Raw genomic sequence first — 26,597 nt, forward strand, 5'->3', positions numbered from 1 at the left:
CCATTAAGGTAATTTATTGTTTGTTAATATAAACGCTTTCTCCTACTCCATCTAATGATAAAATCAGATATAGCAACCGTAAATGGTAATATGGTGTGATTGGAGGGTAAAATATTGCTTAATAAATTACAGTTGCCAAATGAAACAATTGCCATTAGAACGCAAGATAAAGTGATGGAGACGTTGGTTGATATCTATGTGGTGGGAAAACAGAAGGTCGATTTTCAAGACTATTATTGGAATGGGCTAAAAAGACAGGAAAGGGATGTGTTCATCTTTCAATATACCTTGTCAGGGGAAGGGGCCATTCATGTTCATGGAAAAACCTATAAGCTTCAGAAGGGGCAAGCTTTTATGGTGGAGGTACCAAGTGATCACTATTATTATATACCTGAAGAAAGCGAGGAGTGGGAGTTTATTTTCCTTACACTAAAGGGTCAGGCAGCTGCATCCTGCTGGAATTATATTATGGAGCAGTTTGGTAATGTAGTAACGATACCAATGGAATCTCAGTTAATTAATCAAGTGTTTAACATCTATCAGCAAGCATATGACAGAGATCTCCTGGACAATTATTATGCTTCCTCCCAAGCCTATGGTTTTATAATGGACTGTTACCGGTATTTTAAACAATTTAAAACAGATTCAGATTTACCGGAGAAAATAGTCCTCGCAACTAATATGATAAAAAAACGCTACAAGGAACCCCTATCTGTGGAGGAAATTGCGGATGCTGTTCAACTCTCGAAATATTATTTTATTAAATTGTTTCGGGAAAATATGAACATGACGCCAATGCAATATGTAACGAAAATAAGGTTAGAGCAAGCATTACACTTATTGAGATATACGGATTCAACCGTTAAGGAAATTGCAAAACTAGTTGGTTATTCTGATGATAACTACTTTAATAAAGTATTTCGAAAGGTTGTTGGGATTTCACCAGGGGAATTTCGTAAAAACAAACATTCCCTACCGTTTGACAGGTTGGTGATTCAATAAGTCTACCCTGAAAATAGGTTGCACAAAAGATCGCACTTTATCTTTTGTGCCACCGAAGCAATGAGCGAAGCCGCCGCAATCTTTACAAAGGTAGCTAGGAGTGAGGGTTTCCTAGCTATCTTTTTTGCGACGAGTAACCGCAGGAGCAAAATGCTTTCACTCCCTTTCCTCGGACGACCTGTCAAGCCCCCACGGTCTTCTCCCTGTGTGGTCTTGGCTTGCTCGTTCTTACGCAGGTGTGTCTTTCCCTAAAGGTAATTGTGTCCTTTAGAACGGCTTCCTGAGGACATAACCATCGAAATAAATAAAATTATGTCCTCTATTATTCACTCCTTAGGTGCTTTGTGCGGCGCGATGACGAGTACACCAGGGTTAGGAGCATGTAATAATTTAATAGATGTAGAGGACCAGCCATTGCTTAATCACCTGCTTATCCCATTGCTTTATTTTTTGCAGCTATTGCAGCTCAATTATTAGACTTATTCTTTGAAAAAAATATCCCAGAATCAAAACAGCCCGTTTCACTGGAAGCGTGCTGTTTTTTGTATTAAGCTATGTTAAACTTTGATGTTGATTTTCGCTTCAGAAACTTCAATTACGGCCTAAAGGCAGCCCACGTCCTTGCGTCTGCGATTATTCGACGCAAACTACTCGAGGTAGCGTCTCAGGTCCCGTTTGTGGGCAACGCGTAATGTCACCATCCTGGCTCCGCGGGCAACGCTTCAGACTCCTCGTCCATGCGGGAATCTTCCGCCGTTGCTTTTCCCGCAGGAGTCTCCTATCTTCCGCTACAATCAACAGTGTTAAAAATCAACACTGACTCTTAACAAAGCTTTGTATTAAAAAAATTTTTTTTCGTAGATAATGAAACTTTTTTGGAGGATATTCAGTAGAATAAGTATCCTTCGAATTTCTTATTTAACATTTATAGTAAGGCAAGTTTATGTTAAGCTTTACAAATAGATTCCAATTTCTGTGATGTTGGAGTGGTTCATTTAGAATAGGAGGGAGGACCTTGTTTTCCTTTTATAGACGTATGAAAGAAAGACTATCCTTTGGTGGGATACGGGAAAAGGGAGATTCCCCGGAAGACTTCCTAGATCAATTTATATTTGATATGCGTGAGGATATTGCCGAGGCCGAACAGGCAACTAGAAAGATGATTGTAGAAGAAAAGCTCCTATTGAAACGAATCCGTAATGCGAAGGAAAAGTTGGAAAAACGACAAAAACAAGCATTGGAAGCTCTTGAATTAGGAAAGGAAGATTTAGCTAGAAGGGCGTTAGAAGACAAAAATCTTATTGCCCAAGAAATAAAACAGTTAGAATCACTTTATGAAAGCACCTCACGGCAAGTTAATCAGCTAAGGGAAAAGGTAAAAGAACTGAAAGCATATTACCAAGATTTGCAGCTAAAGCGGGATGCCTTTAAAACAAAATCCACTGCCGCTGATGTTACCACGGAATTGTATCAATTAAAAACATCCACTTCTACAGGAGAAAATAACGCTGCCCTACCGTCAACGGATGAAGTGGAAATGGAGCTTAAGAAACTAAAGGATATGATAAACAAAAATAAGTAAGGGGGGATATTGGTATGGAGATTTTCGGATATCCATTAGAGACGGTATATTTGTTTGGGTTTATATTAGGTGGCATTTTAACAGTACTTTATATTTTATTTGGTGATATTATCGAAGGGATTTTTGAAGCACTTTCCGAAGGACCAATCAACCCGACACTTATCCTTTCTTTCATTACGTTTTTTAACTCAATGGCTTATTTAATGGAAAGGTTTAGTTCCATCAATAGTTTAATCATTGCCATTGCTTCCCTAGTGACTGCTTTTCTTCTAGTAACTTTACTTAATATTTTCGTACTGGTTCCCCTTTCTCAAGCGGAAGCAACATTGGCTTACTCCGATGATGATTTGAAGGGTAGAATCGGTACTGTTATAACTGCCATTCCAGAGGAAGGCTTTGGTGAAGTGATGATTCAAGGTAAACAAGGAAATATTGCAAGATCAGCAATAAGCTTCGATGATGTGGCTATCCCCTATGGGGAAAAGGTTCTCATTATTGAAGTGAAAAATAGTGTGTTACATGTATCTCCACATGAAGAACTAGATTAAGAGGAGAGACATGCACAATAAATTCTAAAAAAATTAGCTCTGTTAAAGGATAGTGTTGATTTTTTAACACTGTTGATTTAAGCGTAAGATACGAGACTCCTGCGAGAAAAGCAAGAGGCCACTGAAAAAGGACGTTTTTTCCCTTTTTCAGTGGTCTCGAAGCAATGGCTGAAGACCCCGCAGGGACGAGGAGGCTGAAGCGTTGCCCGCGCGGAGTCAGGATGACGACATTACGCCGTTGCCCACAGGACGTGGGCTGCCTTTAGGCGTAATTGGAGTATCTGAAGCGAAAATCAACATCAAAGTTTAACAGAGCCAAAAAATTTAAAGGAGGAGAAATTAACATGCCAGAAATGATTATGATTGTCGTTGGTATAGTAGTCGTTTTAATCCTAGCACTTATTGGTGTATTCGTAACAAAATACCGTACGGCAGGTCCAGATGAAGCATTAATTGTTACCGGTAGTTATTTAGGCAAAAAGAATGTAAACACAGATGAATCAGGTAACCGTATTAAGATTGTTCGTGGTGGCGGTACCTTTGTATTACCTGTTTTCCAACAGGCGGAATCGTTAAGCTTACTATCTAGTAAAATTGATGTTTCCACACCCGAGGTTTACACAGAACAAGGTGTACCAGTAATGGCGGACGGAACGGCCATTATTAAAATTGGTGGTTCCATCGGTGAAATTGCTACTGCGGCAGAACAATTTTTAGGAAAAACGAAAGCGGATAGAGAAAATGAAGCAAAAGAAGTATTAGAAGGTCATTTACGCTCTATCTTAGGTTCGTTAACTGTAGAAGAAATTTACAAAAACCGTGAAAAGTTTTCACAAGAGGTACAGCGTGTAGCCTCTCAAGACTTAGCAAAAATGGGACTTTACATAGTTTCATTTACTATTAAAGATGTTCGTGATAAAAATGGTTACTTGGATTCCTTAGGTAAACCAAGAATTGCTCAAGTGAAGCGTGACGCAGACATTGCAACAGCAGAAGCAGATAAAGAAACACGTATTAAACGAGCAGAGGCTGACAAGGATGCAAAGCGCTCGGAGCTTGAAAGGGCAACAGAAATTGCGGAAGCAGAGAAAATCAATCAGCTTAAGGTTGCGGAATTCCGTCGTGAACAAGACGAGGCGAAGGCACGTGCGGACCAAGCATATCATCTCCAAGAAGCTAGGTCTCAACAAGAAGTAACTGAGCAAAAAATGCAGGTTCAAATTATCGAGCGTCAAAAGCAAATTGAGTTAGAAGAAAAAGAGATTGCTCGTCGTGAGAAGCAATACGATTCCGAAGTTAAAAAGAAAGCAGACGCGGATCGTTATGCAGTAGAGCAAGCGGCAGAAGCGGAAAAGAGAAAACAATTCGCAGAAGCAGATGCAAAGAAATACAATATTGAAGCGATGGCCAAAGCGGAAGCAGAAAAAATCCGTATTGATGGTATTGCTAAAGCGGAAGCAGAACGTGCACAAGGGGAAGCGGACGCTGAAATTATCCGTCTAAGAGGTCTTGCGGAAGCGGAAGCGAAAGAAAAGATTGCAGAAGCGTACGAGAAGTATGGTCAAGCGGCCATCCTAGATATGATCCTGCAAATGCTACCTACCTACGCGAAAGAAGTGGCTGCACCATTATCTAACATCGAGAAAATTACTGTTGTGGATACTGGTTCAAGTGGAGAAAATGGTGGAGCAAACAAGGTTACTGGTTATGCAACGAACTTAATGTCTACCCTTCAAGAGTCACTAAAAGCATCATCTGGAATTGATGTAAAAGATCTAATCGAAAACTTCGCAGGAAAAGGAAATGAAAAACTAAACGTTGAGCAACTAAAGAGTGAATTAAAAGAAGCTACTTCTGCTCCAACGACTCCGAAAGATGTTAATACAGAAAAATAGATTGTAAGATTATCAGATTAGGTCCCCTTCATTATTGAAGGGAGCCTTTTCTTTTTTTATCCAAAGGTTTACATACCTAACGGGGGTATATTATAATAAAATAAGTATTTTATTTGTAATAAAGATGTGTTCGCAAACAGTATTGCTTTTAGAAAAGCTTGGAGAAGCGGAAAGCGTCCGCCTGTAGTGTATCCAAGCTCTATTATTTACTTGAAAATAATATGCCCTTGTGCGACCAGTAATCGCAGGAGCAATCTTTTATACATCCTTATTAAACAACGAGGAGGGGTTCGAATGGCAGAAGTTAAGATGATTCCATTAGCTGTTAACGGGGGAATTGGTTTTGGAGCAAAATTAACACCAAAACAGTTAATAGCATTAGGTACGTACTTAGATGATGATACAGAGGTTGAACTAACAACCTTTCAGCAAATAATTATTCAAGTTCCAGAAAATAAGGTGGAAGTTGCAACAGAGGAACTAGAAAAAGTTGGCTTCAGTGTTTATAAGGTTGGTCCTTATGTAAAGAGTTTACGTACATGTGGTTTTTGCCAAGGAGCAGAAGAAGAGGGGATGCCCATTGCCATTGAATTGAATAAGAGAATTGCCGGGAAATCGGTTCCTTTTACTGTGCGTCCAGCATATACTGGCTGTCCGAATGCATGCGGTGAACCATTAATAAATGATATTGGGGTTATTAAGCGAAAAGACCATTTCGAGCTATACGTTGGCGGCCAAGCTGTAGGGACAAATGCCCGTACAGGGGTATTACTGAAGGATGGGTTAGAACCGGAAGAATTATATGAGTTAGTTGATAAGGTTCTGGAAGTATATCGGAATAACGGTAGAAAAAGGGAAAGAATTGCAAAATTTATTGATCGTTATGGTTTTGATGCATTGAAAAAAGACGTTGGGGTTAGCTAATTTGTGAGAATTTCTTGGAATTGTGTCAAAAATGTGAATGGGAAGTTTTTGAAGTAGCTAAATCTCTTTCAATCTTTGTTTATTTCGAAAATTGAACCTGGGATAATTTAACCCGGTTCAGCTGAACCGGGTTAAAAAAGCCCTAGTTAAAATCATGAGTATTATCGAGCTAGGATGAATAAAACAGAGGTGGCTTTTCCAGCCTCATATCCCACAATTCCATATTCCCACAAATTCATATGCCACAACTCCACATTCCATCCGTCTACCAGCATACCATCACCATTCCCACATTCTTCTTCCATCTTCACCTACAAGACCTGATTCAAGTTCCAAATCTCCGATGCATACTCCTGAATCGTACGATCACTGGAGAACTTTCCGGAATAGGCGATGTTAGTGACACTCATATTTAGCCAGGTAGCTTTATCCCTATAAGCTTGCTCCACCAATTCATGGGTTTCAATATAGGCGTCGAAATCCTTCAATACAAAATACGGATCATTATGGTATAGAATATTATAGTAGATATCTTTAAATTCTATATCTTGAGATCCAAAATCTCCATAATTCAATTGGTTTAAGATTCTCCGTACCCGGTCATCTGTATTATAGATATCTCTAGCTACATAGCCTCCATTATGATAATAATTCAATACTTCCTCAGCAGTTAATCCGAATATAAAGATATTCCTGTCACCAACAAGGTCGCGAATTTCAATATTTGCCCCGTCAAGTGTACCTACTGTAATGGCACCATTCATCATCATTTTCATATTTCCGGTTCCGGAGGCTTCCTTACTTGCAGTAGATATTTGTTCACTTATATCTGCTGCCGGAATAATTTTTTCAGCCAAGCTTACATTATAGTTTTCCAAGAAAACAACCTTTAGCTTATCTTGAATAGTCTTATCATGGTTCACAAGGGAAGCCACTTTATTTATAAGCTTAATAATTTCCTTCGCCAAATAATAACTAGGGGCAGCTTTCGCTCCAAAAATAAAGGTACGTGGAATGATATCCAAGTTAGGGTTATCCTTTAAGTCGTTGTACAATTGGATAACGTGAAAAATATTTAATAACTGGCGTTTATATTCATGAAGCCGTTTTATTTGCACGTCAAAAATGGACTGATCATCCACTAAAATACCTGTTCTTTCATGAATGAACGATGCCAACACTTGCTTATTTTCATTCTTCACCTGCTCAATCTTTTCTAAGAATGGTTGATCCTTTGAATATCGAAGGAGGCCAATAAGCTTATTTGGACTTTTCACCCACTGTGGGCCTATCACATCTGTTATTAGGGAAGACAGCTTTGGATTTACTTGTAATAGCCAACGGCGATGGGTAATTCCGTTTGTTTTATTATTAAATCGACTAGGAAACAAGGTATAGAAATCCTTCATTTCTTTTTTCTTAAGTATCTCTGTATGAAGTCTTGCTACTCCATTGACACTAAAGCTTCCAACGATAGCTAGCCTTGCCATATGAACTTGGTCGTAGGCAATGATAGCAAGCTGCGGAATCTTCTCTCGAAGTTCAGGATGATCAAACCAAATTCCCTTACAAAAGCGTTCATTAATTTCATCAATGATCATATAAATTCGAGGAAGGAGGTTTTGCATCATTTCTTTTGGCCAAGTTTCTAATGCTTCACTCAAAGTAGTGTGATTCGTATAGGCGATGACGTTTCTAGTTATTTCCCACGCTTCATCCCATCCGAAACGTTCATGGTCCATTAGCACTCTCATGAGCTCTGGAACGGCTAAGCTTGGATGAGTATCATTAATTTGAATCGTTACTTTATCCGGCAAGTGCTTCAAGGAACGAAGACTGGTCTTCTTGTAGCTTCTAATAATACATTGAATACTAGCGGATACAAGGAAGTATTGCTGCTTTAAACGTAGCTCTTTTCCTTCATGATTGGAATCGTCTGGATATAGGAATCCTGATATTTGATCAATGGAATGTTGATGATCTAGGTCATGATAATATCTTTTTGATCGGTTTGTTAAAAACTCCGGCTCCATGTCTGGGCGTTCGGCACTCCATAAACGGAGACTGTTTACTACCTCATTTTGGTAACCAACGATTGGAATATCATATGGGACAGCCATTACTTGATCCGTATCTTCATATTTAAATTCTAAGGAGCCATCATTTTTCTTAAACATATTCACTTTTCCACCAAAGCAAATTTTGACCGCTTCTTCTACTTTCCTTGTTTCCCAAGGATACGGATCTTTAAGCCAATAATCTGGTAGTTCAATTTGGTTCCCATGTATGATTCGCTGTTCAAATAAGCCATAACGATAGCGGATGCCGCAACCAAAACCTGGGTAACTTAATGAAGCCATGGAATCGAGGAAACAGGCAGCTAATCTTCCAAGTCCCCCATTTCCTAAACCGGCATCATGCTCCTGAGAGTATACCTTTTCAGGGTCAAAACCAAGTTCCGTTAAAGCATCTGTCGTTAAGTCTAATAAACCGCAATTTAACAGGTTACTTTCTAAAAGTCGTCCTACAAGAAACTCCATGGATAAATAATATACCCGTTTACTATTGGCCTCTTTGTATTTGTTTTGTGTTTGAAGCCATTGTGGATTTATTACATCCTTAACGATGGAAGCTATGACATAATATAAGTCTTGATCTGAGGCACTCTTTATATCTTTCCCACGCTCAGTTTCAAGTTTGTTTGTGATGATATCCACAAGTTCTTCCAAGCTTAGCTGTGACAAAAGCTCTTCACCCCTTAATAGGTTCTGTTATTAATTGTTCATAGATACGTGAATAGTCATGGGCTGAATCTTTCCAGCTAAACTGACTTTTATTAACATTCTTCAGAAGCTGTTGCCATTTAGTTGTATCGTTATAAATAAACAAAGAGTATCGCAGTACCGATAACAAATCATGGGCGTTATAATTTGTAAAACTGAAACCATTCCCTTCGCCTGTTATTTCATTAAAAGGGGTAACTGTATCCTTTAGACCACCTGTCTCACGAACGATAGGTACCGTCTTATACTGAAGAGCAATGAGTTGGGACAAGCCACAAGGTTCAAATTGAGACGGCATTAAAAAGAAGTCGGCAGCAGCATACAGTTGGCGGGCTAATCCTTCATCAAAGGAAAGCTTAGCTACCAGTTTCTCTGGATATCTATCTCCAGCAAAATAGAAAAATGATTCAAATTCTGGGTCTCCTGTACCTAGTACAACGAACTGTACGTCCTCTTGCATAAATTGATCTAATATAGGTTCAAGAAGGTGAATACCCTTTTGCTCCACAAGTCTTGTGATCATTACATATAACGGTTTATCACCATCAATAGGTAATCCAAGCTGTTCTTGAAGAATTATCTTATTTTCTTTCTTCTTCACACGAGAATGTCGATAATTGACAGCAATATAAGGGTCTTTCCTAGGATTAAAGTCATCTGTATCAATACCATTTATAACACCTACAACATCCTCAGAACGTTGATGTATGATTGGATCAAGTCCTTCTCCGAAGTAAGGGTATTTTATTTCCTCGGCATAGCTTGGACTTACCGTAGTGATTTTATCGCTGTGAAAAAGACCAGCTTTCATACAATTTATAACACCATTCCATTCCAAACCTCCTAAATGTTCATTTGGAAGATTAAAAAATTCTTCGTACATATCTAGAGGCATCTTTCCTTGATACTTAATATTATGGATAGTAAATACGGTTTTCATATCTTCTACAGGCTGCATTATCTTTGCAAGGGCAACTGCAATACCTGCTTGCCAATCGTGACCATGAAGGATCTCTGGAGTAAAATCTAGATGGGGAATGGCCTCCATAACAGCTCTGCAGAAAAAGATGAAACGCTCTCCATCATCGTAGTAACCGTAAACACCCTTCCTCGTAAAATAATAATCGTTGGAGATAAAATAATAGATAATGTCATTATGCTCTAAGCTGTACAAACTAGCTTCTTGGTTCCGCCAGCCTAAAGGGACATGAAAGGAAACCTGAAAGGTCATTTGTTCTCTCCACTTTGCAGGAATTTCATCATACATTGGAAGGATGACACGAACATCCATCTTCTCATGCTTCTTTAGTGCTTGGGGAAGAGATCCAACTACATCTCCGAGTCCTCCAGTTTTAATAAATGGTGTGCATTCTGATGCCACAAATAAAACGTTTTTCATAATAGAATCTCCTCTCCTTTCAATTTTGTTTAATTTAAAGGCTATCATGAAAATACGAATCTGGATGTCATTCGCTACGGTCCACTCCCTTTCCGCGGGGGATCTGTCGAGCCTCTTCGAGCTTCGCTCTGAGGTGTCTCGACTAGACCCTTCTCCCGCAGGAGTCTCGTGGCCCTCCGCTCATTCCAAGCAGACTAAAATTTTCATTGTCCATGGTGGAAATTATATTTCCACATGGTGGGCTCTGTTAAAGGCAGTGTTAATATTGAATAGCGTTGATTTAAGCGGAAGGTGAGCACTCTTTACCTGCGACGAGCAAACGAAGTGTCGCAGGAGCATCCTGAAGCGAAAATCAACATCAAAGTTTAACATATTTCGTAAAATTTAACAGAGTTTATAATTTAATTATTATACTTGTAAGCTTTACCGCCTCGTGTCCATTGTAATTTATTTACCAGTTTACTCTAGTAAGAGGCGGTTGTTACTATTCAAATTACATTACTTGTCTTTTGGCTACGACAAATGGTTTATCCTTTGAACCTATAAATGTTTGGCCCTTTGTAACATGAACGTCCTTATCCAAGATGACATTTTCCAAGTAAACCCCGGGCTCGATCGTACAACGCTGCATGATGACGGAGTTTTTTATTTTTGCCCCTTCCTTTACTTGGACACCCCGAAATAAAACACTATTTTCCACATCGCCATCTACCACACAGCCGTTGGCAATTAAGGAACCGTGGACTCCTGCTTGATCTCGGTACTTGGTAGGAGGCTCACTGCTAACTTTGGTTCGAATAAAGGGCTGTTTTAAGAATAAGCTCTTATAATTTTGCTCGCATAACAAGCCCATATTATGGCGATAAAAGCTTTCGATAGAATTCACAAAGGCTGAGTACCCTTTATGTTCAAAAACTTGAATCTTAAGGTTAGCTAGATTTTCTTTAATTCCATGATAGAAAAAGTGATCTTTGTGATGGGCTATACATTGATCTACTGTATCCATAAGCAGTTCTTTATTAATAATATATACCCCTGTAAAAATCAGAGGGTTGCACTTTTCATTGGTAATGGCAGTTACCCAGTTTTGGTCATCTGTTTCAAGTCTTAAGCAGGCGTCGTGTTCTTTATTAAAGGAGTCTGGCTCCACTTGAGTTGCAATAAAAGTAATATCTGCTTCGTTGTCTAGATGGTGCTGGAACGCTGCTTGATAGTCACAGTTGGAAACAAACTGACTTCCGCTTACTAATACATGAGTGGAATGCCCTCGATGGAAGTAATCTCGATTATTATGAAAATATCGTAAATCTCCTCTAGAAATATCCGTTGGGTCATTCCAATCTGGAGGGAGGATAAATAATCCCCCGTGTCTTCGATCTAAATCCCAGTCAGCCCCTGTACCTAAGTGGTCCATTAGGGATCTGTATTTATTTCGGGTAAAAATAGCAATTTCATGTATGTTCGATTTCACCATGTTAGATAAGGTAAAGTCGATTAAACGATATCTTCCCCCAAAAGGGACAGCTGCACCGCAGCGAAAATACGTTAATTCATTTAAAAAATCGTGTTCATATTCTAGGTTAATAAGTCCCATCATTGAATTCATAAAGACGCCCCTTTTTACATTTAAGAAAGTATTAAAATACTCGAATTTGAAAACTGTCCAGCTTCAGCTTTTCTTATTAAATTTGAATAGATAAAATCTCCTTTAGACTTTCTGCATCAACTACGAGTGGTTCCTCATCTTGGTTTGACCGGAGATACGTATTAGGTGGAATGATTGTATTTTTCGTTACAATAACCCTTTCTAATACAGAATTCTCTCCCACTTCCACTCCTGGGTGTAAGATAGATTGATAGACGGTGCTTCCCTCGTTCACAATTACATTTTCAAAAAGGATAGAATGATCGATCGTCCCCTTTACCCAGCAGCCCGAATTTATAAGAGAGCTTTTTAATGTTGCTGTACGATCGATAAATTGTGGCGGGTTATTGGAATCATAGGTGTATGTCCGCCAATTTTTATTGTTTAAGGAGAAAGAAGAGTCTTCATCAAGAAGGTCCATATTGGCCTCCCAATAGCTTTGAATGGTTCCAACATCCTTCCAATAGCCTTCGAAACGATAGCCATACATTCTCTTTCCATCTTGTAGCATGGAAGGGATAATATCTTTCCCGAAATCATGACTAGAATGGATTTGCTCTGCGTCATGTAATAAATATGCTTTTAATGCTGCCCAAGTAAAAACATAGATTCCCATGGATGCTAAGTTACTCTTAGGATTGCTTGGTTTTTCTTCAAATTCGTATATCCTCAAGTCTTCCGTTGTATTGAGAATTCCAAATCTAGATGCTTCATCCCAAGGAACTTCCATAACAGATATAGTGGCATCGGCACCAGTTAGTTTGTGCTGCTTAATTAAATGTTTATAGTTCATATGATATATGTGATCACCGGATATAATAAGTACATATTCTGGGCTATATTGTTCTATAAAGTGAATATTTTGAAAAATAGCGTCCGCAGTACCTGAATACCAGCTGCCCCCTTGTTTTGCTGTATATGGGGAAAGGATCGAAACTCCATCCTTTTGCCTGTCAAGGTCCCATGGCTTCCCTATACCAATGTGTTGATTTAGCTCTAGTGGGGCATATTGTGTTAGTACTCCCACTGTATAAATACCTGAATTGGTGCAGTTACTTAAAGTAAAGTCTATTATCCTATACTTACCACCAAAGTGGACTGCTGGTTTTGCTAAATTTCCTGTAAGTTTTCCTAATCTTTTTCCTTCTCCGCCTGCTAAGAGCATTCCGACACATTCTTTTTTCATGTATCCCCCTCCTCGATATTTGGTGACTTGTCAGCACATTTATAAATGGAAATGGCTAACGGAGGCACTTTAATATTTATATGTTGGGCTAATCCATGCCATTCCTTAGGAAAACTAAAGTGTTCCTTTTCATTCAGCTGGTTAGACCCTCCAAAACTAATTTCATCAGAATTAAAGATTTCCTCGTATTTACCTGGTCGTGGAACTCCAACCTTGTAATCGTAATAAACATTAGGTGTAAAGTTACAAACAATAATTAATTCCTCATCAGGGTTTGTTCCCCGTCTGCGAAAGGCAATGATACTTTGATCAATATTGTGAGGATCAATCCATTCAAATCCTTCAGGACTATGATCTAATTCATACAAAGCTTTATGCTCTAGATAAAACCGATTTAGTTGTTTAACATAGTTAAATAATGAGCGATGTAAAGGATAATCGAGTAAATGCCAATCTAATTGTTCTTTATCTTTCCATTCTGCATAATGCCCCAACTCTCCACCCATAAATAATAGTTTTTTCCCAGGGTGAGCCATCATGTAACCGTAGAGCAGTCGAAGGTTAGCAAACTGCTGCCATTGGTCTCCAGGCATTTTATCTAATAAAGATTTCTTTCCGTGAACTACTTCGTCATGGGAAAGGGGCAACAGAAAGTTCTCGGAATACGTATACATAAAGGAAAAAGTAATGAGATTATGATGCCATTTTCGATGGACAGGATCTAGCTTCATATATTTCAGCATGTCATTCATCCAGCCCATATTCCATTTGAAATTAAAGCCTAAACCATTCATGTAGGTAGGTGCAGTTACTAGGGGCAGGTCTGAACTGTCTTCTGCCATCATTAGTATATTAGGTTCATAATGAAAAACTGCTTCGTTTAATTTCCTGATAAAGGCATATGCTTCTAAATTTTCTTCTCCTCCAAAGGAGTTATAAATTTTCTCTTCATTATCATGCTTATCGAAATTTAGATATAGCATACTAGCAACGGCATCCACACGAATACCGTCAATGTGAAATTCCTTCAACCAAAAGAGTGCATTAGAGATTAGAAAGCTTTGCACTTCTGGGCGGCCAAAATCGAATGTTAGTGTTCCCCAAGATTTTTTTTCAGCCTTTCGAGAATCCGCATATTCGTAAAGGGGCGAGCCATCAAATAACCGCAGTCCATGGTCATCCTTACAAAAATGACCAGGTACCCAATCCATTATGACGCCTATATTATGTTGATGGCATTGATCTACAAAATACTTGAAATCTTCCGGAGATCCATATCGACTTGTTACGGAGTAATAGCCAGTAATTTGATAGCCCCAAGACAAATCAAATGGATGTTCAGCCAAAGGGAGGAGTTCGATATGTGTATATCCTAAGGATTTAACGTAAGGGACAAGCTCCTTAGCCATTTCTCTGTAAGTAAAGTACTCTCCATCTTCTTTTGTTTTCCAAGATCCTAAGTGGACTTCATATATCAGGATAGGGGATTTATATACATTTATCTGGCTTTTTTTCCTTTGCCATTTTTTATCCTTCCATTCATATCCTTTATTACTTGGAGTTAAAGAGGCAGTTGCTGGTCTTAACTCTGATTGAAAGGCGTAAGGATCAGCTTTAAGGATACAATTTCCTTGCTGTGTTTCAATTTCATATTTGTAAGGTTCATTTGCAGGGATATCTGTAAAAAAACCTAACCAAAGTCCTTCATTATTAATTTTTTCTAGTGGATAATTTGTTCCATCCCAATTATTGAAATTCCCTGCGATACTAACGGACTTAGCATTTGGTGCCCAAACTCCAAAGCGGTATCCAGTTTCATTATCGAAGGTAATTTGGTGACACCCTAATAGCTTATAACTATAGTAATTTGTTCCTTGGTGGAACAAAAAAATATCTTGTTCAGAAATACTGTAGGGCATTGTACAATCTCCTCTCCTTCGAAAAAAAGCATATAAATGAGTAAATATACCATTGGTAGTATAATTTAAGATTTATTAAAATAAGCGATTATAACAAGTGAAGATCGGGTATAAATATACTTTAGAAGTATTTTCCTTTATGATTATGACTTGTAATTTGCGAAAAATCAAAATCTTTTTTATTACAAAATTTTACGAAGCAGTTGTTATTTTGACGGTTTCTGTCGAGCACATTATTTAAACATAACATTGCATGTATATTCACATTTTACTAGTTTTTTGTAACAGATTAATGGATTTACATTGTTGTATAGGGGTTACTGTAAGAAAAATTTTTCAAATTACAGGAGAGAGAGGCCCTAATCAAAATTTATATAAAAGAAGGAGTGCTCACGTGAAAACGCATGCAGCTTGGTTAGATGATGTTCATTTAATTAAAGTTAATTTTGAGGGTCTGTTACCGTCTGCGATCGATACAAATGACATAAAATTTAAAAATAATTCAGGGGAAATAGCAATACATGGTCAATTAGGGGAGGAGAGTGATGATGGCACCCTAAGTATTGTTATTGATAAGGATCTTCCATTAGGTGAAGAAATAGAACTAATGTTGGGGAGTATTACCATACCTGTTTATCCTAGAGGTGTTGTAAGAACACAATGGTTTGAAGAGCATTACACAGCTAAAGATGCAGCCTTAGGTATTCATTACGAACCAACTGGTACATTATTTACTATATGGGCACCAACGGCAACAAAGGTAATGTTATTTTTAAATAACAATAAATTTTCACTAAATAGACAAAAATACGGGATTTGGAATATGTTTCTTGAAGGGGATTGGCATGGTGCTAAGTATGAGTATGAAATCACTGTTAATGGAAGAGTGAACCGAGTAATTGACCCTTACACTAAGGCACTTCTTCCTAATAGTGAAAAAGGGGTTATTATTAATCCATCATCCACTAATCCACCTGGTTGGGAGCAACACCGGAGGCCGACTGTAAATAATCTTCAAGATTCCATCATTTATGAATTGCATGTAAGGGATGCAACTGTCTCCGAGTCAAGTGGAATCGTTCACAAAGGGAAGTTCATTGGGCTAGCGGAGAAGGGAACAGTAACTTCTAGTGGATACTCTACTGGGTTGTCTTATATGAAGGAGTTAGGGGTCACCCATGTGCAGCTATTGCCCATCAATGATTTTGCAAGGGTGGACGAATTAAATCCTGAGAACCATTATAATTGGGGGTACGACCCTTTATTTTATCAAGTTCCAGAAGGGAGTTATTCAACGAACCCTGAAGACCGTTTGTCGAGAATGATGGAATGTAAACAAATGATTCAAGCATTACATGAGCAAGATATATCTGTCATCTTAGATGTAGTGTTTAACCACGTATTTATTATAGAAGAGTCCGCCTTTGAAAAAATAGTACCAGGTTACTATTTCCGATATTACGAAGATGGTACCTTGAGTAATGGTACTGGAGTTGGTAATGATGTAGCAACGGAAAGGATCATGGTACGAAAGTTTATTTTGGATACGGTAGATTATTGGTTAAAAGAATATAAAGTCGACGGTTTTCGGTTTGATTTAATGGGTGTAATGGATGTAAAAACCATGAAGAAAATTAATGAGCGCTGTTTGAAAGAGGAAGTTCCAATAATGTTACTTGGAGAAGGGTGGGATCTTCCAACGGCTTTACATCACGAACAAAAGGCAACATCATTTCAGTCTCATCAACTAAAGGGAATCCGTTTTTTTAATGATTATTTTCGAGATTCTATAAAAGGGAATAATTTTGATGTGTACGACCAAGGGTTTGTTAATGGAAAAGGTCGATTTATTGAAAGACTTCCACAACTTGTAACAGGGTCAGCTTTAGAGGAATATGGGCATGTAGTAGTTTCTGATGTAACACAAACGGTTAATTACGTAGAATGTCACGATAACCATACTTTATGGGACAGACTTATTAAATCCAATGAAACGGAAGGGGAGGAGGATAGGAAGAAAATGCACCAGCTTGCAACGGGTATTACCATATTAAGTCAAGGTGTTCCATTTCTTCATGCAGGTCAAGAGTGGTTTCGAACAAAACATGGGGATGAAAACAGCTATATTTCTGGTGATTATATTAATCAACTAGATTGGAAACAGAGAGAGCAAGAAAATAAAAGTATTCAATTTGTAAAAAAGCTTATTGCCTTAAGAAAAAAATATGATGTCTTTCGACTTGTATCCAAAGATGAAATTCGAAGAAGGCTTCATATTTTAGTAACACCAGCTCCTATTTTTGGATGGACACTGTTTGGAGATCGGGAAGACTTTGCTATTTATGTAAATCCAACAAAACGCCGTTTCCAATTACAATTACCTTCTACCGGAAAATGGTCGATTATAGTGAGTAATGCTAGAGAAGGGGATACAGAAATAAGTGGAGAATGGATGTTCATTAACCCCTATGAATTTACTGTGCTTAAAAAGTCTAGAAATTAAAGGTTTTATCAAAACAAGAAGGGGCTTAAAAGGTTAGAACATACCTTTTGAGCCCTTTTAAGTGATTTTAAATATCTAAAAGCTTCCTTATTATATAGTATTATATAGCGTAATGAAAGCGTTTAAAATCTACTGTATAACAGATAGACTAATTTTATCTGTTGCTACTACCCATGGCTACTAGTAGGGGTTTACAAATGTTTGTTTTTGTTCGATAATGAATGTACACAAACCAACTTCTCGGAGGAAACATACATGCTATCTGTTGAACGCTATGAAGCGATATTAGAAGAGTTAGACAAAATGAAAATTGTTAAGGTTTCAGAGTTAAGTAAATATTTAGGGGTAACTGAAAAAACGATTCGAGTAGATCTAGAAACCCTAGAAAAGAGGGGGCTGCTCTCGAGAATACATGGTGGTGCTGTACTTCCTGAACAAGGGTCAAGAATTTTTCCCATCGATGAAAGACAATCTATGAGGGGGGAAGAAAAGCTTCAAATTGCTAGAGAGGCATTTAAGCTTATTGAACCTGGTGAAACCATTCTTTTGGATGGGGGAAGTACAATTAGAGCTTTGGCAAGTTTTCTTGGAGAATTCCCCGTTACAGTAATCACGAATGATTTAAAGATTGCATCAGAGCTTTTAAATAAGGAGAAGGTTCAACTAATGGTTTTAGGGGGGAGCAGAATAGGAACTTCTTCTTCCCTGTACGGAGCTGAAGCAAGTGAGATGTTGAAGAGAATAAGGGTAAATCGCTTGTTTTTTGGAACAACAGGTGTGTCTTTAGAACATGGACTTACTGTCCTCAACAGCATTCATGCAGATTGGAAGCGACAAATTATTAACTGTGCAGACCATGTAAGCTTATTAGCAGATTCCAGTAAATTTGAAAAAGTAGCATTAATACAATTTGCCACGATACATGAAGTGGACGAGATTATTACTGACAAAAATATTCCGGAAGATATAAAAGTTAAGTTAGAGGAGCTTGATAAATCAATTATTCTTTCCCAATGACGAGCTTGAATAAAAGAAATTATTGTAAGAACTTTATTAGAATGATATAATCGAACCATATAGAACAGAAACGAACATAAAATAAACTTTATAGTACAAATTAGGAGGTCTTTAAATGCAACCCTTCTCGTTAAAAGGAAAAGTTGCCCTTGTAACAGGGGCAAGCCGTGGATTAGGCCAGGGAATGACAGTTGGTTTAGCGGAGGCTGGTGCTGATGTAATAGGTGTTGGAATTAGTGACATGTCCGAGACAAGAACAAAGGTGGAAGCTTTAGGACAGAAGTTTTATGAAATTAAAGGAGATTTATCAGAAGAGGGTGCCGTGAACAAGGTTGTGGCAGCAGCATTAGAACAGGCTGGAAAAATAGATGTTTTAGTAAATAATGCTGGAATTATTCGTAGAAGTGAAGCGGAGAATTTTTCTGATGAGGATTGGAACGATGTTGTTCAAGTAAATTTAAATTCTGTTTTTCGATTAAGTAGAGAAGTGGGGAAACATATGTTGGAAAATGGATCAGGGAGAATCATTAACATTGCCTCCATGTTGTCCTTCCAAGGGGGATTGAGAGTTCCCGCTTATACTGCTACAAAACATGCTGTAGCTGGACTTACAAAATCACTAGCTAATGAATGGGCAAGTAAAGGGATTAATGTAAACGCTATAGCACCTGGTTATATGGTAACAGATAACACTGCACCTTTACGTGCAAACAAAGAAAGAAACGAATTTATTACATCTCGTATTCCTAAAGGGGAATGGGGAACTCCGGATGACCTTAAAGGTCCAGTAGTTTTCTTAGCATCAGATGCATCCAATTATGTCACTGGACACGTTCTATGTGTCGATGGCGGATGGATGAGTTCATGATAAATTAAAGAGATTTAGCATAAGAATTGTAAATTTAAAAAAAGGCCATTTTCGGATAGATTGTTGCTTTTTATAAGTCGAAGGAGTGAAAGGCGGAAAGCGTCCGCCTGTAACGGATTCGACCGGTTATCTTATTTTACTAAAAAGCAATAATCTTTTAGAAACAGCCAAAGAATATAAGGAGTGAAGGTAAATGGAAAACAGATATGCAGTAGGTCCAGAGCAAACAAAACAATTTACAACAGAACAATTAAGAAATGAATTTTTAATGGAATCATTGTTTGTTTCAGGGGAAATTAATATGGTTTATTCCCATTATGATCGCGTTGTGGTAGGGGGAGCTATTCCAACTGGCAGTACTTTAAAGTTAGATGCTGGTGACTTCCTGCGAACAGATTATTTCTTAGAAAGAAGAGAGATTGGTATAGTTAATATTGGACCTAAGGGAACAGTAAATGTTGACGGAGAAGTTTATGAACTAAATAAACGAGATTGCCTATACATTGGCTTAGGTAAAAAAGAGGTGACCTTCGAAAGCGAAGACACATCTAACCCTGCTAGATTCTATTTTGTATCCGCTTTAGCCCATAAGGAATATCCAACAAGGGTATTACCAATTGCTGAAGCAGAACCTACAAAGTTAGGATCAGATGCTGAATCTAATAATCGAACAATCTACAAATATATTCACTCAGAAGGAATTCAAAGCTGCCAATTAATGATGGGAATGACTCTTTTAGAGCCAAATAATATGTGGAATACGATGCCAGCTCACATTCATGATCGACGCATGGAAGTATACTTATACTTTGATATGGAAGAGGAGTCAAGGGTTTTCCACTTCATGGGCCAACCTCACGAAACGCGTCATTTAGTAGTGAAAAATGAGCAAGCTATTCTTTCTCCTCCTTGGTCTATACACTCTGGTGTAGGGACAAATAACTATACCTTTATTTGGGCAATGGCTGGAGAAAACTATACATTTAAAGATATGGATTTTGTGAAAATGGAAGATTTAAAATAATGTTACTGAAAGGTGTGTTAAAGGTTCATTTTAACTTTAACATACCTTTCTTTCGTTCGATTTTCTATGAAGAGGTTGTTCAAAACTCCCATGTCTTTATAAACCCCACTATAAATAAAACTTTTTTGGCTGTGCTAAATTGAAAGTTGATTGAAGCGCAAGGCACGAGACTCCTGCGGGAAAAGCAACGGCTGAAGACACCGCAGGGCGGGTTTCCCGAGGAGGCTGAAGCGTTGCCCGCGGAAAGCGAGTGCCTGTAGCGTAAATCAACTTAAAACATTGTTTTCGTATAAAATGGTAGGGTTTTGGAGCTTTTTGAACTCATTCTGTAAAAAGTATTATTTATATAATGAATGTTTAAATGCTTCAGTTGTAGTGAAAAAATTGGAGAAAGGAATACAAATGAATTTGCATTCAGATTCTAAAAACTTATTAAGCTATCGTACAGTTTTCTGGTTTTTTCTTCCATTAGGTTTTTCGGCTAGCCTAGTGACTTTTTCTCACCTAATTATTAATAGTACACTAGCAAGGGCACCAGATCCTGCCTTTGTTATTGCAAGCTATTCCATTGCCATGAGTTTATTTACTATTTTTGAAAAGGCAGCTTTCGTTATACGGCCAACCTCTGCAAAGCTTATACGTGATAAAGCCTCCTACCGGGCTGTATCGAAAGTTTCCATTTACGTTCTGCTCATCATTTTATTCTTATCTTTAATTATTGCATATTCCTTTATAGGTAAATGGATTTTAATGTACATTTTTGGGGTCAACAGCGAGTTACTTACTTCTACGTTAGATGCCTATAGAATTCTTTTATTTGTAACCATTTTTTCTGGTATCAGGTGTCTCTTTCAAGGCATAATCATAAATAATCTCAGGACGAAGTGGATGACCATTAGTATGGTCTTTAGATTATTAGTAATGGCTGTCCTAGCTTATATTCTAGTCACTCAAGACTTGGTGCATCACGGCTATATAGGTTCCATTATTTTTTTAGTTGGGATGGCTATTGAAGCATTGGTTAGTACATTGGAAGGTTTACATCTCATTAAACAGCTTCCAGAAAAGAAAGAGGACCATACTATTCAAAAGAGTTCCCATGTATTAAGTTTTTATCGTCCATTATTATTAGCCTCTTTTATAGCGGTATTAATCCAACCTTCCATTAACGTGACATTAGGCTGGAGTGAAAAAGGAGAAGTGGCGGTTGCCTCTTATGCTGTTGCTTGGGCAGTAACTCAGTTGTTTCTTAGCTTTACTTCTTATATGCATCAAATAGTAATGAACTTTTACCGAAAAGATTCAACCGTTGTTATTCGTTTTGCTATCTACGCCAATATGATTCCTTCACTTTTTTTGTGCCTTATTGTTTTTACTCCTTTAGGAACCGTTTTGTTACAGAACATAATGGGGCTGTCAGGTGAACTACTGCAGGAAAGCTTATCAGCTTTAACGTTTTTCTTACTATTTGCGCTTATTTTTCCATGGGTAGACTTTCTACATGGCATGGTCATGAATAGAGCTGAAACTCGAATTATGGCATTTTCCCAAACAGGTAATGTGATCGTAACTCTAGGGATGCTGGTGATGATGTTTTATTATTTTTCTCCTTTAGGAGGGGCTATTGGTTCCATTGCAATTAGTATTGGTTTATTAGCCGAGTTAATAATTCTTACCATTATACTAAAATACAAACCAGAGAAATCTTCTTCTAAAGCTAACACTAGAAGAAGAAAAGTGGAAGGTTAGAATAAAGAAGTAATCTTACCTTACTTAAGTGATAGAATTTTCTGCTATTGAAATGAACCCCGTTCTAACATACAATTAAAATAACAACGTTATTAGAATGATTGATTAATAGCAGTGTAGTTCATTTGCCCGTTAATACATGGCTTAATAACGATATAAGGGGGAATATGAAGATGGATTTAGGAAAAATAGCAAGTCCCTTTTTTCTTGCGTGTGATTGGATAATGAAGCTAGCGTACGTCAACATATTATGGTTTGGTTTTACACTTTTAGGGGGAGTTATTTTTGGTATGGCCCCTGCTACAGCTTCCGTATTTACTGTAGTTCGGAAATGGATAGAGGGTGACAGGGATATTGCTATAACTAAATTGTTCTGGAATACTTTCCGAAAGGAATTTATAAAGGTTAATCTTCTGGCCTTTACCTTATTAGTTATTGGAGCTATTTTATTATTTGACATTTACTTTTTCCAAAACATGGAGGGTGTCCTATCTCAAATTTTGCATATCGTGTTCATAGTAGCTTTTGTGAACTTTGTCATTGTATTACTTTATATATTCCCAGTCTATGTTCACTACGAGTTAAGGGTTTTTCAATACTTAAAATATGCTTGTATTTTAGCCCTTTCCAACCCTTTTCAATCGTTATTGATGGCGTCCCTTGCAGGCTTTAGTATGTTCATAGTTATTTGGAATTCTGCTTTGTTTTTATTTTTCAGTGTTGCGCCAATTAGTATGATTTTAATGTTGATCACCTATAGGATTTTTGACAAAATACAAAATAAACATGGGGAAAAAACAGAAGAAAGTACAGCCACAGCACGGGCTACTATGTAGTTGGTGCAACAATCATTTTTGAGAGTTTTTAACAGAGGTATAACTAATAAGGGCCGCAAATGATTGTATTACATCTATTGCGGTTCTTCTATGTTGTTTATGGAGTTGGCCATTTAAAGCTACGAATAAAGAATACTTTAAAACCCCATATTATTAGAGGATTTCTTGTATAATTATAGTATTTCGAATGTTAAAAGAAAAATAAATTATGAAAAAATTTAAAATTGTCATTGAAAACGCTTACCCTCCATGATAATATAAATTTACAACGTTGTTACTCAGATTTCCATAATAATTACAACGTTGTTATGGATGAGGAATAATTAATAATTTTCTGTTATGTTTTTTTGAATATAGTAAAATGAAAGGGGGCACGGTACATAATAGATTACTAATATTTTAGTTATGGTTGTCATGTTGTAGTCTAATAGGGTAATTTATTTAAAAATGTTAAGGGGGAAATTGCATGTTTGGAAAGTTCAAAATCTTCTCATTAGTACTGGTTATTATGATGGCGCTTACAGTGTTTGCCGCTTGTTCAAGTGACGAGCCAACGGATGCTACTGAAGGAAGTGATTCGAATGGTTCAAGTGACTCAAACGGTTCCAATGAAGAAGCAACATCTGATGAAGAGGAAGACATTGTACTCCGCTTTATGTGGTGGGGAAACCAAGACCGTCATGACAGAACTTTACAAGTAATCGAAATGTATGAGGCAGAAAATCCACATGTAACAATTGACTATGAGTTTTTAGGATTTGATGATTTCTCTGAAAGATTAGCAACACAAGCTGCCGGTGGAAATGCACCAGATATTTTCCAGATGGTTGACCGCTGGTTGCCACAGTATACTCAAAGTGGCCTTTTAGCAGATTTACAACCTTACATTGACTCTGGGGCAATCAATACAGATAATATTGATCAATCAGCGTTAGACCCTGGATACATTGGTGATCAATTAGTAGGTCTAAACTCTGGAAGTAATGCTTTCGCCCTTGCTTTTAACCCAGATATGTTTGATGAGGCTGGTGTAGAGTATCCACAACCTGGTGATACTTGGGCTGATTATGTAGAAAAAGGGCGTGCTGTTCAGGAAGCTTTAGGATTAGACTATGCAGTACGAAACGACGTTCAGCATGACAGAGGCTTTGGTATTTGGTTAAGACAGCATGGATACTGGTTATATAATGAAGAAGGAACAGGTCTTGGTTGGGATGATGATCAATTATTCTTAGATTACATCAACTTCTGGTTAGATTTAGAAGCGGAAGGTCTTGCTCCTCCTGCTGACGTGTTAGAAGCTACTGGTTCCATCGAAAACTATTTGTTAGTTACAGGCGATGTTCCAATGCAAATAATTCATAGTAACCAAATTGTTGCTACATCTGCAGCAGCAAACCGTAATTTTGAATTAACTACTTTACCGTTTGGTGAAAGTGGAGAGTCTGGTCAATATGTAAGAGCATCCTTATTCTTCTCCATGAATGCGAATACAGAGCATCCTGATGAAGTTGTGAAGTTTATGGATTTCTTAACTAACAGTATTGAAGCACATGAAGTATTCCAAGGGGATCGCGGTGTACCAATTTCTTCTGAAATTCGTGAGCATTTATATGCTAGTGCTGAAAGAACAGTCCAACAACAGTTTGAGTATATTGACTTGATTTCTGAACATGCGGGTGCAGCACCACCACCACCACCTCCGACAGGTCAGGAAATGGATAGATTCTTTGAGAATGTTGTTTATGAAGTGTTATATGGACTTAAAACTCCAGAAGAAGCACTTGAAGAGTATAAAAGAGGTGTTCAAGATATTATCGATAGATAGAGAAATTGTGGGAAAAGTTTAATGAGTAAAAGCCATCAATTGATGGCTTTTACTTCCTCAGAAGGAGGTTTACAATGAAAAGCGAGCTAGGGAATCCACAGTCACTACAAAACACATTTAATAAAAATGCCAAAAAGAGGGATTTAAAACAAAATTTAGTTGCTTTATCTTTTCTTTCCCCTTGGCTTATAGGATTTATAGGTTTCGTTATTGGTCCGATGATCTACTCATTCTATTTATCTTTCACTAATTATAATATGTTAACTGCACCACAGTGGGTTGGATTAGATAATTATATTCGTATTTTTACGAATGACCAATTATTTATACAATCAATGAAAGTAACACTTATTTTCGTCCTTATTTCTGTTCCTCTAAAATTAATATTTGCCCTTTTTGTAGCGATGTTAATGAATATGGGACATCGTGGATCAGGAATTTATACGCTAATCTACTACGTTCCATCCATTATTGGAGGAAGTGTTGCTATCGCTGTTATTTGGAGACAGATTTTTGGAAGGGATGGAGCATTAAACCACGTATTAGCTTGGTTTGGTATAGAGGGATATAACTGGTTTTCTCATCCGGATTACGCGTTATGGGTATTAATTATTTTAGTAGTTTGGCAATTTGGTTCACCAATGGTTATATTCTTAGCAGGTTTAAGACAAATTCCTGGAGAACTTTATGAGGCTGCATCTGTTGACGGTGCAGGTAGAGTTAGGAAGTTTTTTAATATTACTTTACCTTTATTGACTCCAGTTATTTTCTTTAACCTTATTTTTCAAATGATAAACGGGTTCATGACCTTTACCCAAGCGTTCTTAATCACAGAGGGGGGTCCTGTTAACCGAACTTTATTCTATGCTTTATATTTATACCGTGAAGCATTTACGAATTTCCGAATGGGGTATGCTTCAGCACTTGCTTGGGTGTTACTTGTTGTTATTGCAATAGTAACGTTCATCATCTTTAAATCCTCGAAAAAATGGGTTTACTATGAGTCGGAAGGAGGCAAAAGCTAATGGAAACAAAAAAATCAAAAACATCGTCTATTCTCTATCATTCGTTTATTATAGGATTCGGTTTCCTGATGCTTTACCCGATATTATGGATGGCAGCAAGTTCACTTAAACCAGAGCATGAAATCTTTTTAAATGCTGCATCATTACTGCCTTCCGATTTTAGATGGGAAAACTACGCTCAAGGTTGGCAAGGGTTTGGTAGATATGGTTTCGACTTGTTCTTTAAAAACTCTATGATCGTTACAACTTTATCAGTTGTTGGGGCTTTATTTTCTTCCAGTCTTGTAGCCTTTGCTTTTGCAAGACTAAAGTTTAAATTTCAAGGAATATTATTTGCTTGTTTATTGGCGACAGTAATGCTTCCAATGCAAGTAACATTAATTCCTCAATATATCCTATTCCATAATTTAGGATGGGTAAATACATTTTTACCACTTGTTGTACCAGCATTTATTGGTGGATCACCATTTTTCATTTTCTTAATGGTTCAATTTATTCGAGGGATACCAAGGGAGTTAGACGAAGCAGCCATTATTGATGGTTGTTCATGGTACGGTGTATTCTGGTATGTCATTTTACCTTTATGTAAACCTGCCCTAGTTACCGTAATGATTTTCCAATTTATGTGGACTTGGGATGACTTCTTATCACCATTAATTTATTTACAGAATACAAATCTCTACACCGTTGCATTAGGGTTACGTGCTTTCTCAGACCCAGATAACTTGACAGCGTGGGGACCACTAATTGCCATGTCTACCTTATCCTTGATACCGCAATTTATCTTGTTCTTATTCTGTCAGAAATATTTAGTTAAGGGAATTGCTACTACAGGTATTAAATAGACATTAGATATATAGAAGA

20 protein-coding genes are annotated in these 26,597 nt (G+C 37.5%); 14 read left to right on the forward strand and 6 right to left on the reverse strand.

Features of this window, described 5'->3' with window-relative positions:
- Nucleotides 1–114: 114 nt before the first annotated feature.
- The 5 genes from J2S74_RS16190 (at nucleotide 115) to J2S74_RS16210 (ending at nucleotide 5,951) form a co-directional block, all read left to right on the forward strand.
- Nucleotides 115–1,002, forward strand: a complete 888-nt coding sequence (locus J2S74_RS16190) for an AraC family transcriptional regulator (protein ID WP_307327200.1) — start codon at nucleotides 115–117, stop codon at nucleotides 1,000–1,002.
- A 1,036-nt stretch (nucleotides 1,003–2,038) separates the two neighbouring features.
- On the forward strand, nucleotides 2,039–2,584 hold the full coding sequence (locus tag J2S74_RS16195; RefSeq protein ID WP_307327202.1) for a PspA/IM30 family protein: 546 nt from the start codon (nucleotides 2,039–2,041) through the stop codon (nucleotides 2,582–2,584).
- A gap of 14 nt (nucleotides 2,585–2,598) precedes the next feature.
- Nucleotides 2,599–3,132, forward strand: coding sequence for an NfeD family protein (locus J2S74_RS16200; RefSeq protein ID WP_307327203.1), 534 nt, complete (start codon nucleotides 2,599–2,601; stop codon nucleotides 3,130–3,132).
- Nucleotides 3,133–3,476: 344 nt separating this feature from the next.
- Nucleotides 3,477–5,027 carry a flotillin lipid rafts scaffold protein FloT gene (gene floT / locus J2S74_RS16205; protein ID WP_370876023.1) on the forward strand — a complete coding sequence of 517 codons (1,551 nt, stop codon included), beginning with the start codon at nucleotides 3,477–3,479 and terminating at the stop codon, nucleotides 5,025–5,027.
- Nucleotides 5,028–5,321: 294 nt separating this feature from the next.
- Nucleotides 5,322–5,951, forward strand: coding sequence for an NAD(P)/FAD-dependent oxidoreductase (locus tag J2S74_RS16210; protein ID WP_307327205.1), 630 nt, complete (start codon nucleotides 5,322–5,324; stop codon nucleotides 5,949–5,951).
- 161 nt (nucleotides 5,952–6,112) lie between these two features.
- Here the strand turns inward: J2S74_RS16210 and J2S74_RS16215 are convergent, their stop codons facing one another.
- The 6 genes from J2S74_RS16215 to glgB form a co-directional block, all read right to left on the reverse strand.
- Nucleotides 6,113–6,262, reverse strand: a complete 150-nt coding sequence (locus tag J2S74_RS16215) for a hypothetical protein (protein ID WP_307327207.1) — start codon at nucleotides 6,260–6,262, stop codon at nucleotides 6,113–6,115.
- A complete protein-coding gene (locus tag J2S74_RS16220) occupies nucleotides 6,263–8,695 on the reverse strand; it encodes a glycogen/starch/alpha-glucan phosphorylase (RefSeq protein WP_307327208.1) in 2,433 nt (810 codons plus the stop codon). It abuts the gene before it with no gap.
- A 7-nt stretch (nucleotides 8,696–8,702) separates the two neighbouring features.
- Entirely contained in the window at nucleotides 8,703–10,133 is a 1,431-nt protein-coding gene (glgA, locus tag J2S74_RS16225; protein ID WP_307327211.1) for a glycogen synthase GlgA, read from the reverse strand.
- Between the two features lie 493 nt (nucleotides 10,134–10,626).
- Nucleotides 10,627–11,739, reverse strand: a complete 1,113-nt coding sequence (gene glgD / locus J2S74_RS16230) for a glucose-1-phosphate adenylyltransferase subunit GlgD (RefSeq protein WP_307327213.1) — start codon at nucleotides 11,737–11,739, stop codon at nucleotides 10,627–10,629.
- Nucleotides 11,740–11,815: 76 nt separating this feature from the next.
- Nucleotides 11,816–12,964 (reverse strand): glucose-1-phosphate adenylyltransferase, encoded by a 1,149-nt coding sequence (locus tag J2S74_RS16235; protein ID WP_307327215.1) that lies wholly within the window; start codon nucleotides 12,962–12,964, stop codon nucleotides 11,816–11,818.
- Nucleotides 12,961–14,883: a 1,4-alpha-glucan branching protein GlgB gene (gene glgB / locus J2S74_RS16240; RefSeq protein WP_307327216.1), complete on the reverse strand. Its 1,923-nt coding sequence runs from the start codon at nucleotides 14,881–14,883 to the stop codon at nucleotides 12,961–12,963. The genes J2S74_RS16235 and glgB overlap by 4 nt, the downstream gene beginning before the upstream one ends.
- A 394-nt stretch (nucleotides 14,884–15,277) precedes the next feature.
- Here glgB and pulA point away from each other — a divergent pair, with 394 nt between their 5' ends.
- The 9 genes from pulA (at nucleotide 15,278) to J2S74_RS16285 (ending at nucleotide 26,578) form a co-directional block, all read left to right on the forward strand.
- Complete coding sequence (gene pulA, locus J2S74_RS16245) at nucleotides 15,278–17,386, forward strand: type I pullulanase (protein WP_307327218.1); 2,109 nt, start codon at nucleotides 15,278–15,280, stop codon at nucleotides 17,384–17,386.
- 255 nt (nucleotides 17,387–17,641) lie between these two features.
- Nucleotides 17,642–18,403 (forward strand): DeoR/GlpR family DNA-binding transcription regulator, encoded by a 762-nt coding sequence (locus J2S74_RS16250; protein ID WP_307327220.1) that lies wholly within the window; start codon nucleotides 17,642–17,644, stop codon nucleotides 18,401–18,403.
- 115 nt (nucleotides 18,404–18,518) lie between these two features.
- The gene (gene kduD / locus J2S74_RS16255) at nucleotides 18,519–19,271 is read left to right on the forward strand and encodes a 2-dehydro-3-deoxy-D-gluconate 5-dehydrogenase KduD (protein ID WP_307327222.1); all 753 of its coding nucleotides are present in this window, start codon (nucleotides 18,519–18,521) and stop codon (nucleotides 19,269–19,271) included.
- A gap of 193 nt (nucleotides 19,272–19,464) precedes the next feature.
- Nucleotides 19,465–20,295: a 5-dehydro-4-deoxy-D-glucuronate isomerase gene (gene kduI, locus J2S74_RS16260; protein ID WP_307327224.1), complete on the forward strand. Its 831-nt coding sequence runs from the start codon at nucleotides 19,465–19,467 to the stop codon at nucleotides 20,293–20,295.
- 402 nt (nucleotides 20,296–20,697) lie between these two features.
- Nucleotides 20,698–22,044, forward strand: coding sequence for a multi antimicrobial extrusion protein MatE (locus J2S74_RS16265; protein WP_307327227.1), 1,347 nt, complete (start codon nucleotides 20,698–20,700; stop codon nucleotides 22,042–22,044).
- A 173-nt stretch (nucleotides 22,045–22,217) separates the two neighbouring features.
- On the forward strand, nucleotides 22,218–22,880 hold the full coding sequence (locus J2S74_RS16270; RefSeq protein ID WP_307327229.1) for a YesL family protein: 663 nt from the start codon (nucleotides 22,218–22,220) through the stop codon (nucleotides 22,878–22,880).
- 466 nt (nucleotides 22,881–23,346) lie between these two features.
- Nucleotides 23,347–24,708, forward strand: a complete 1,362-nt coding sequence (locus J2S74_RS16275) for an ABC transporter substrate-binding protein (RefSeq protein WP_307327231.1) — start codon at nucleotides 23,347–23,349, stop codon at nucleotides 24,706–24,708.
- A gap of 74 nt (nucleotides 24,709–24,782) precedes the next feature.
- Nucleotides 24,783–25,733: a carbohydrate ABC transporter permease gene (locus tag J2S74_RS16280; protein WP_307327233.1), complete on the forward strand. Its 951-nt coding sequence runs from the start codon at nucleotides 24,783–24,785 to the stop codon at nucleotides 25,731–25,733.
- The gene (locus J2S74_RS16285; RefSeq protein ID WP_307327235.1) at nucleotides 25,733–26,578 is read left to right on the forward strand and encodes a carbohydrate ABC transporter permease; all 846 of its coding nucleotides are present in this window, start codon (nucleotides 25,733–25,735) and stop codon (nucleotides 26,576–26,578) included. The genes J2S74_RS16280 and J2S74_RS16285 overlap by 1 nt, the downstream gene beginning before the upstream one ends.
- The last annotated feature ends 19 nt before the right edge of the window (nucleotides 26,579–26,597 follow it).

It is taken from the genome of Evansella vedderi (assembly GCF_030813435.1).
Classification (GTDB): Bacteria; Bacillota; Bacilli; order Bacillales; family Salisediminibacteriaceae; genus Evansella; species Evansella vedderi.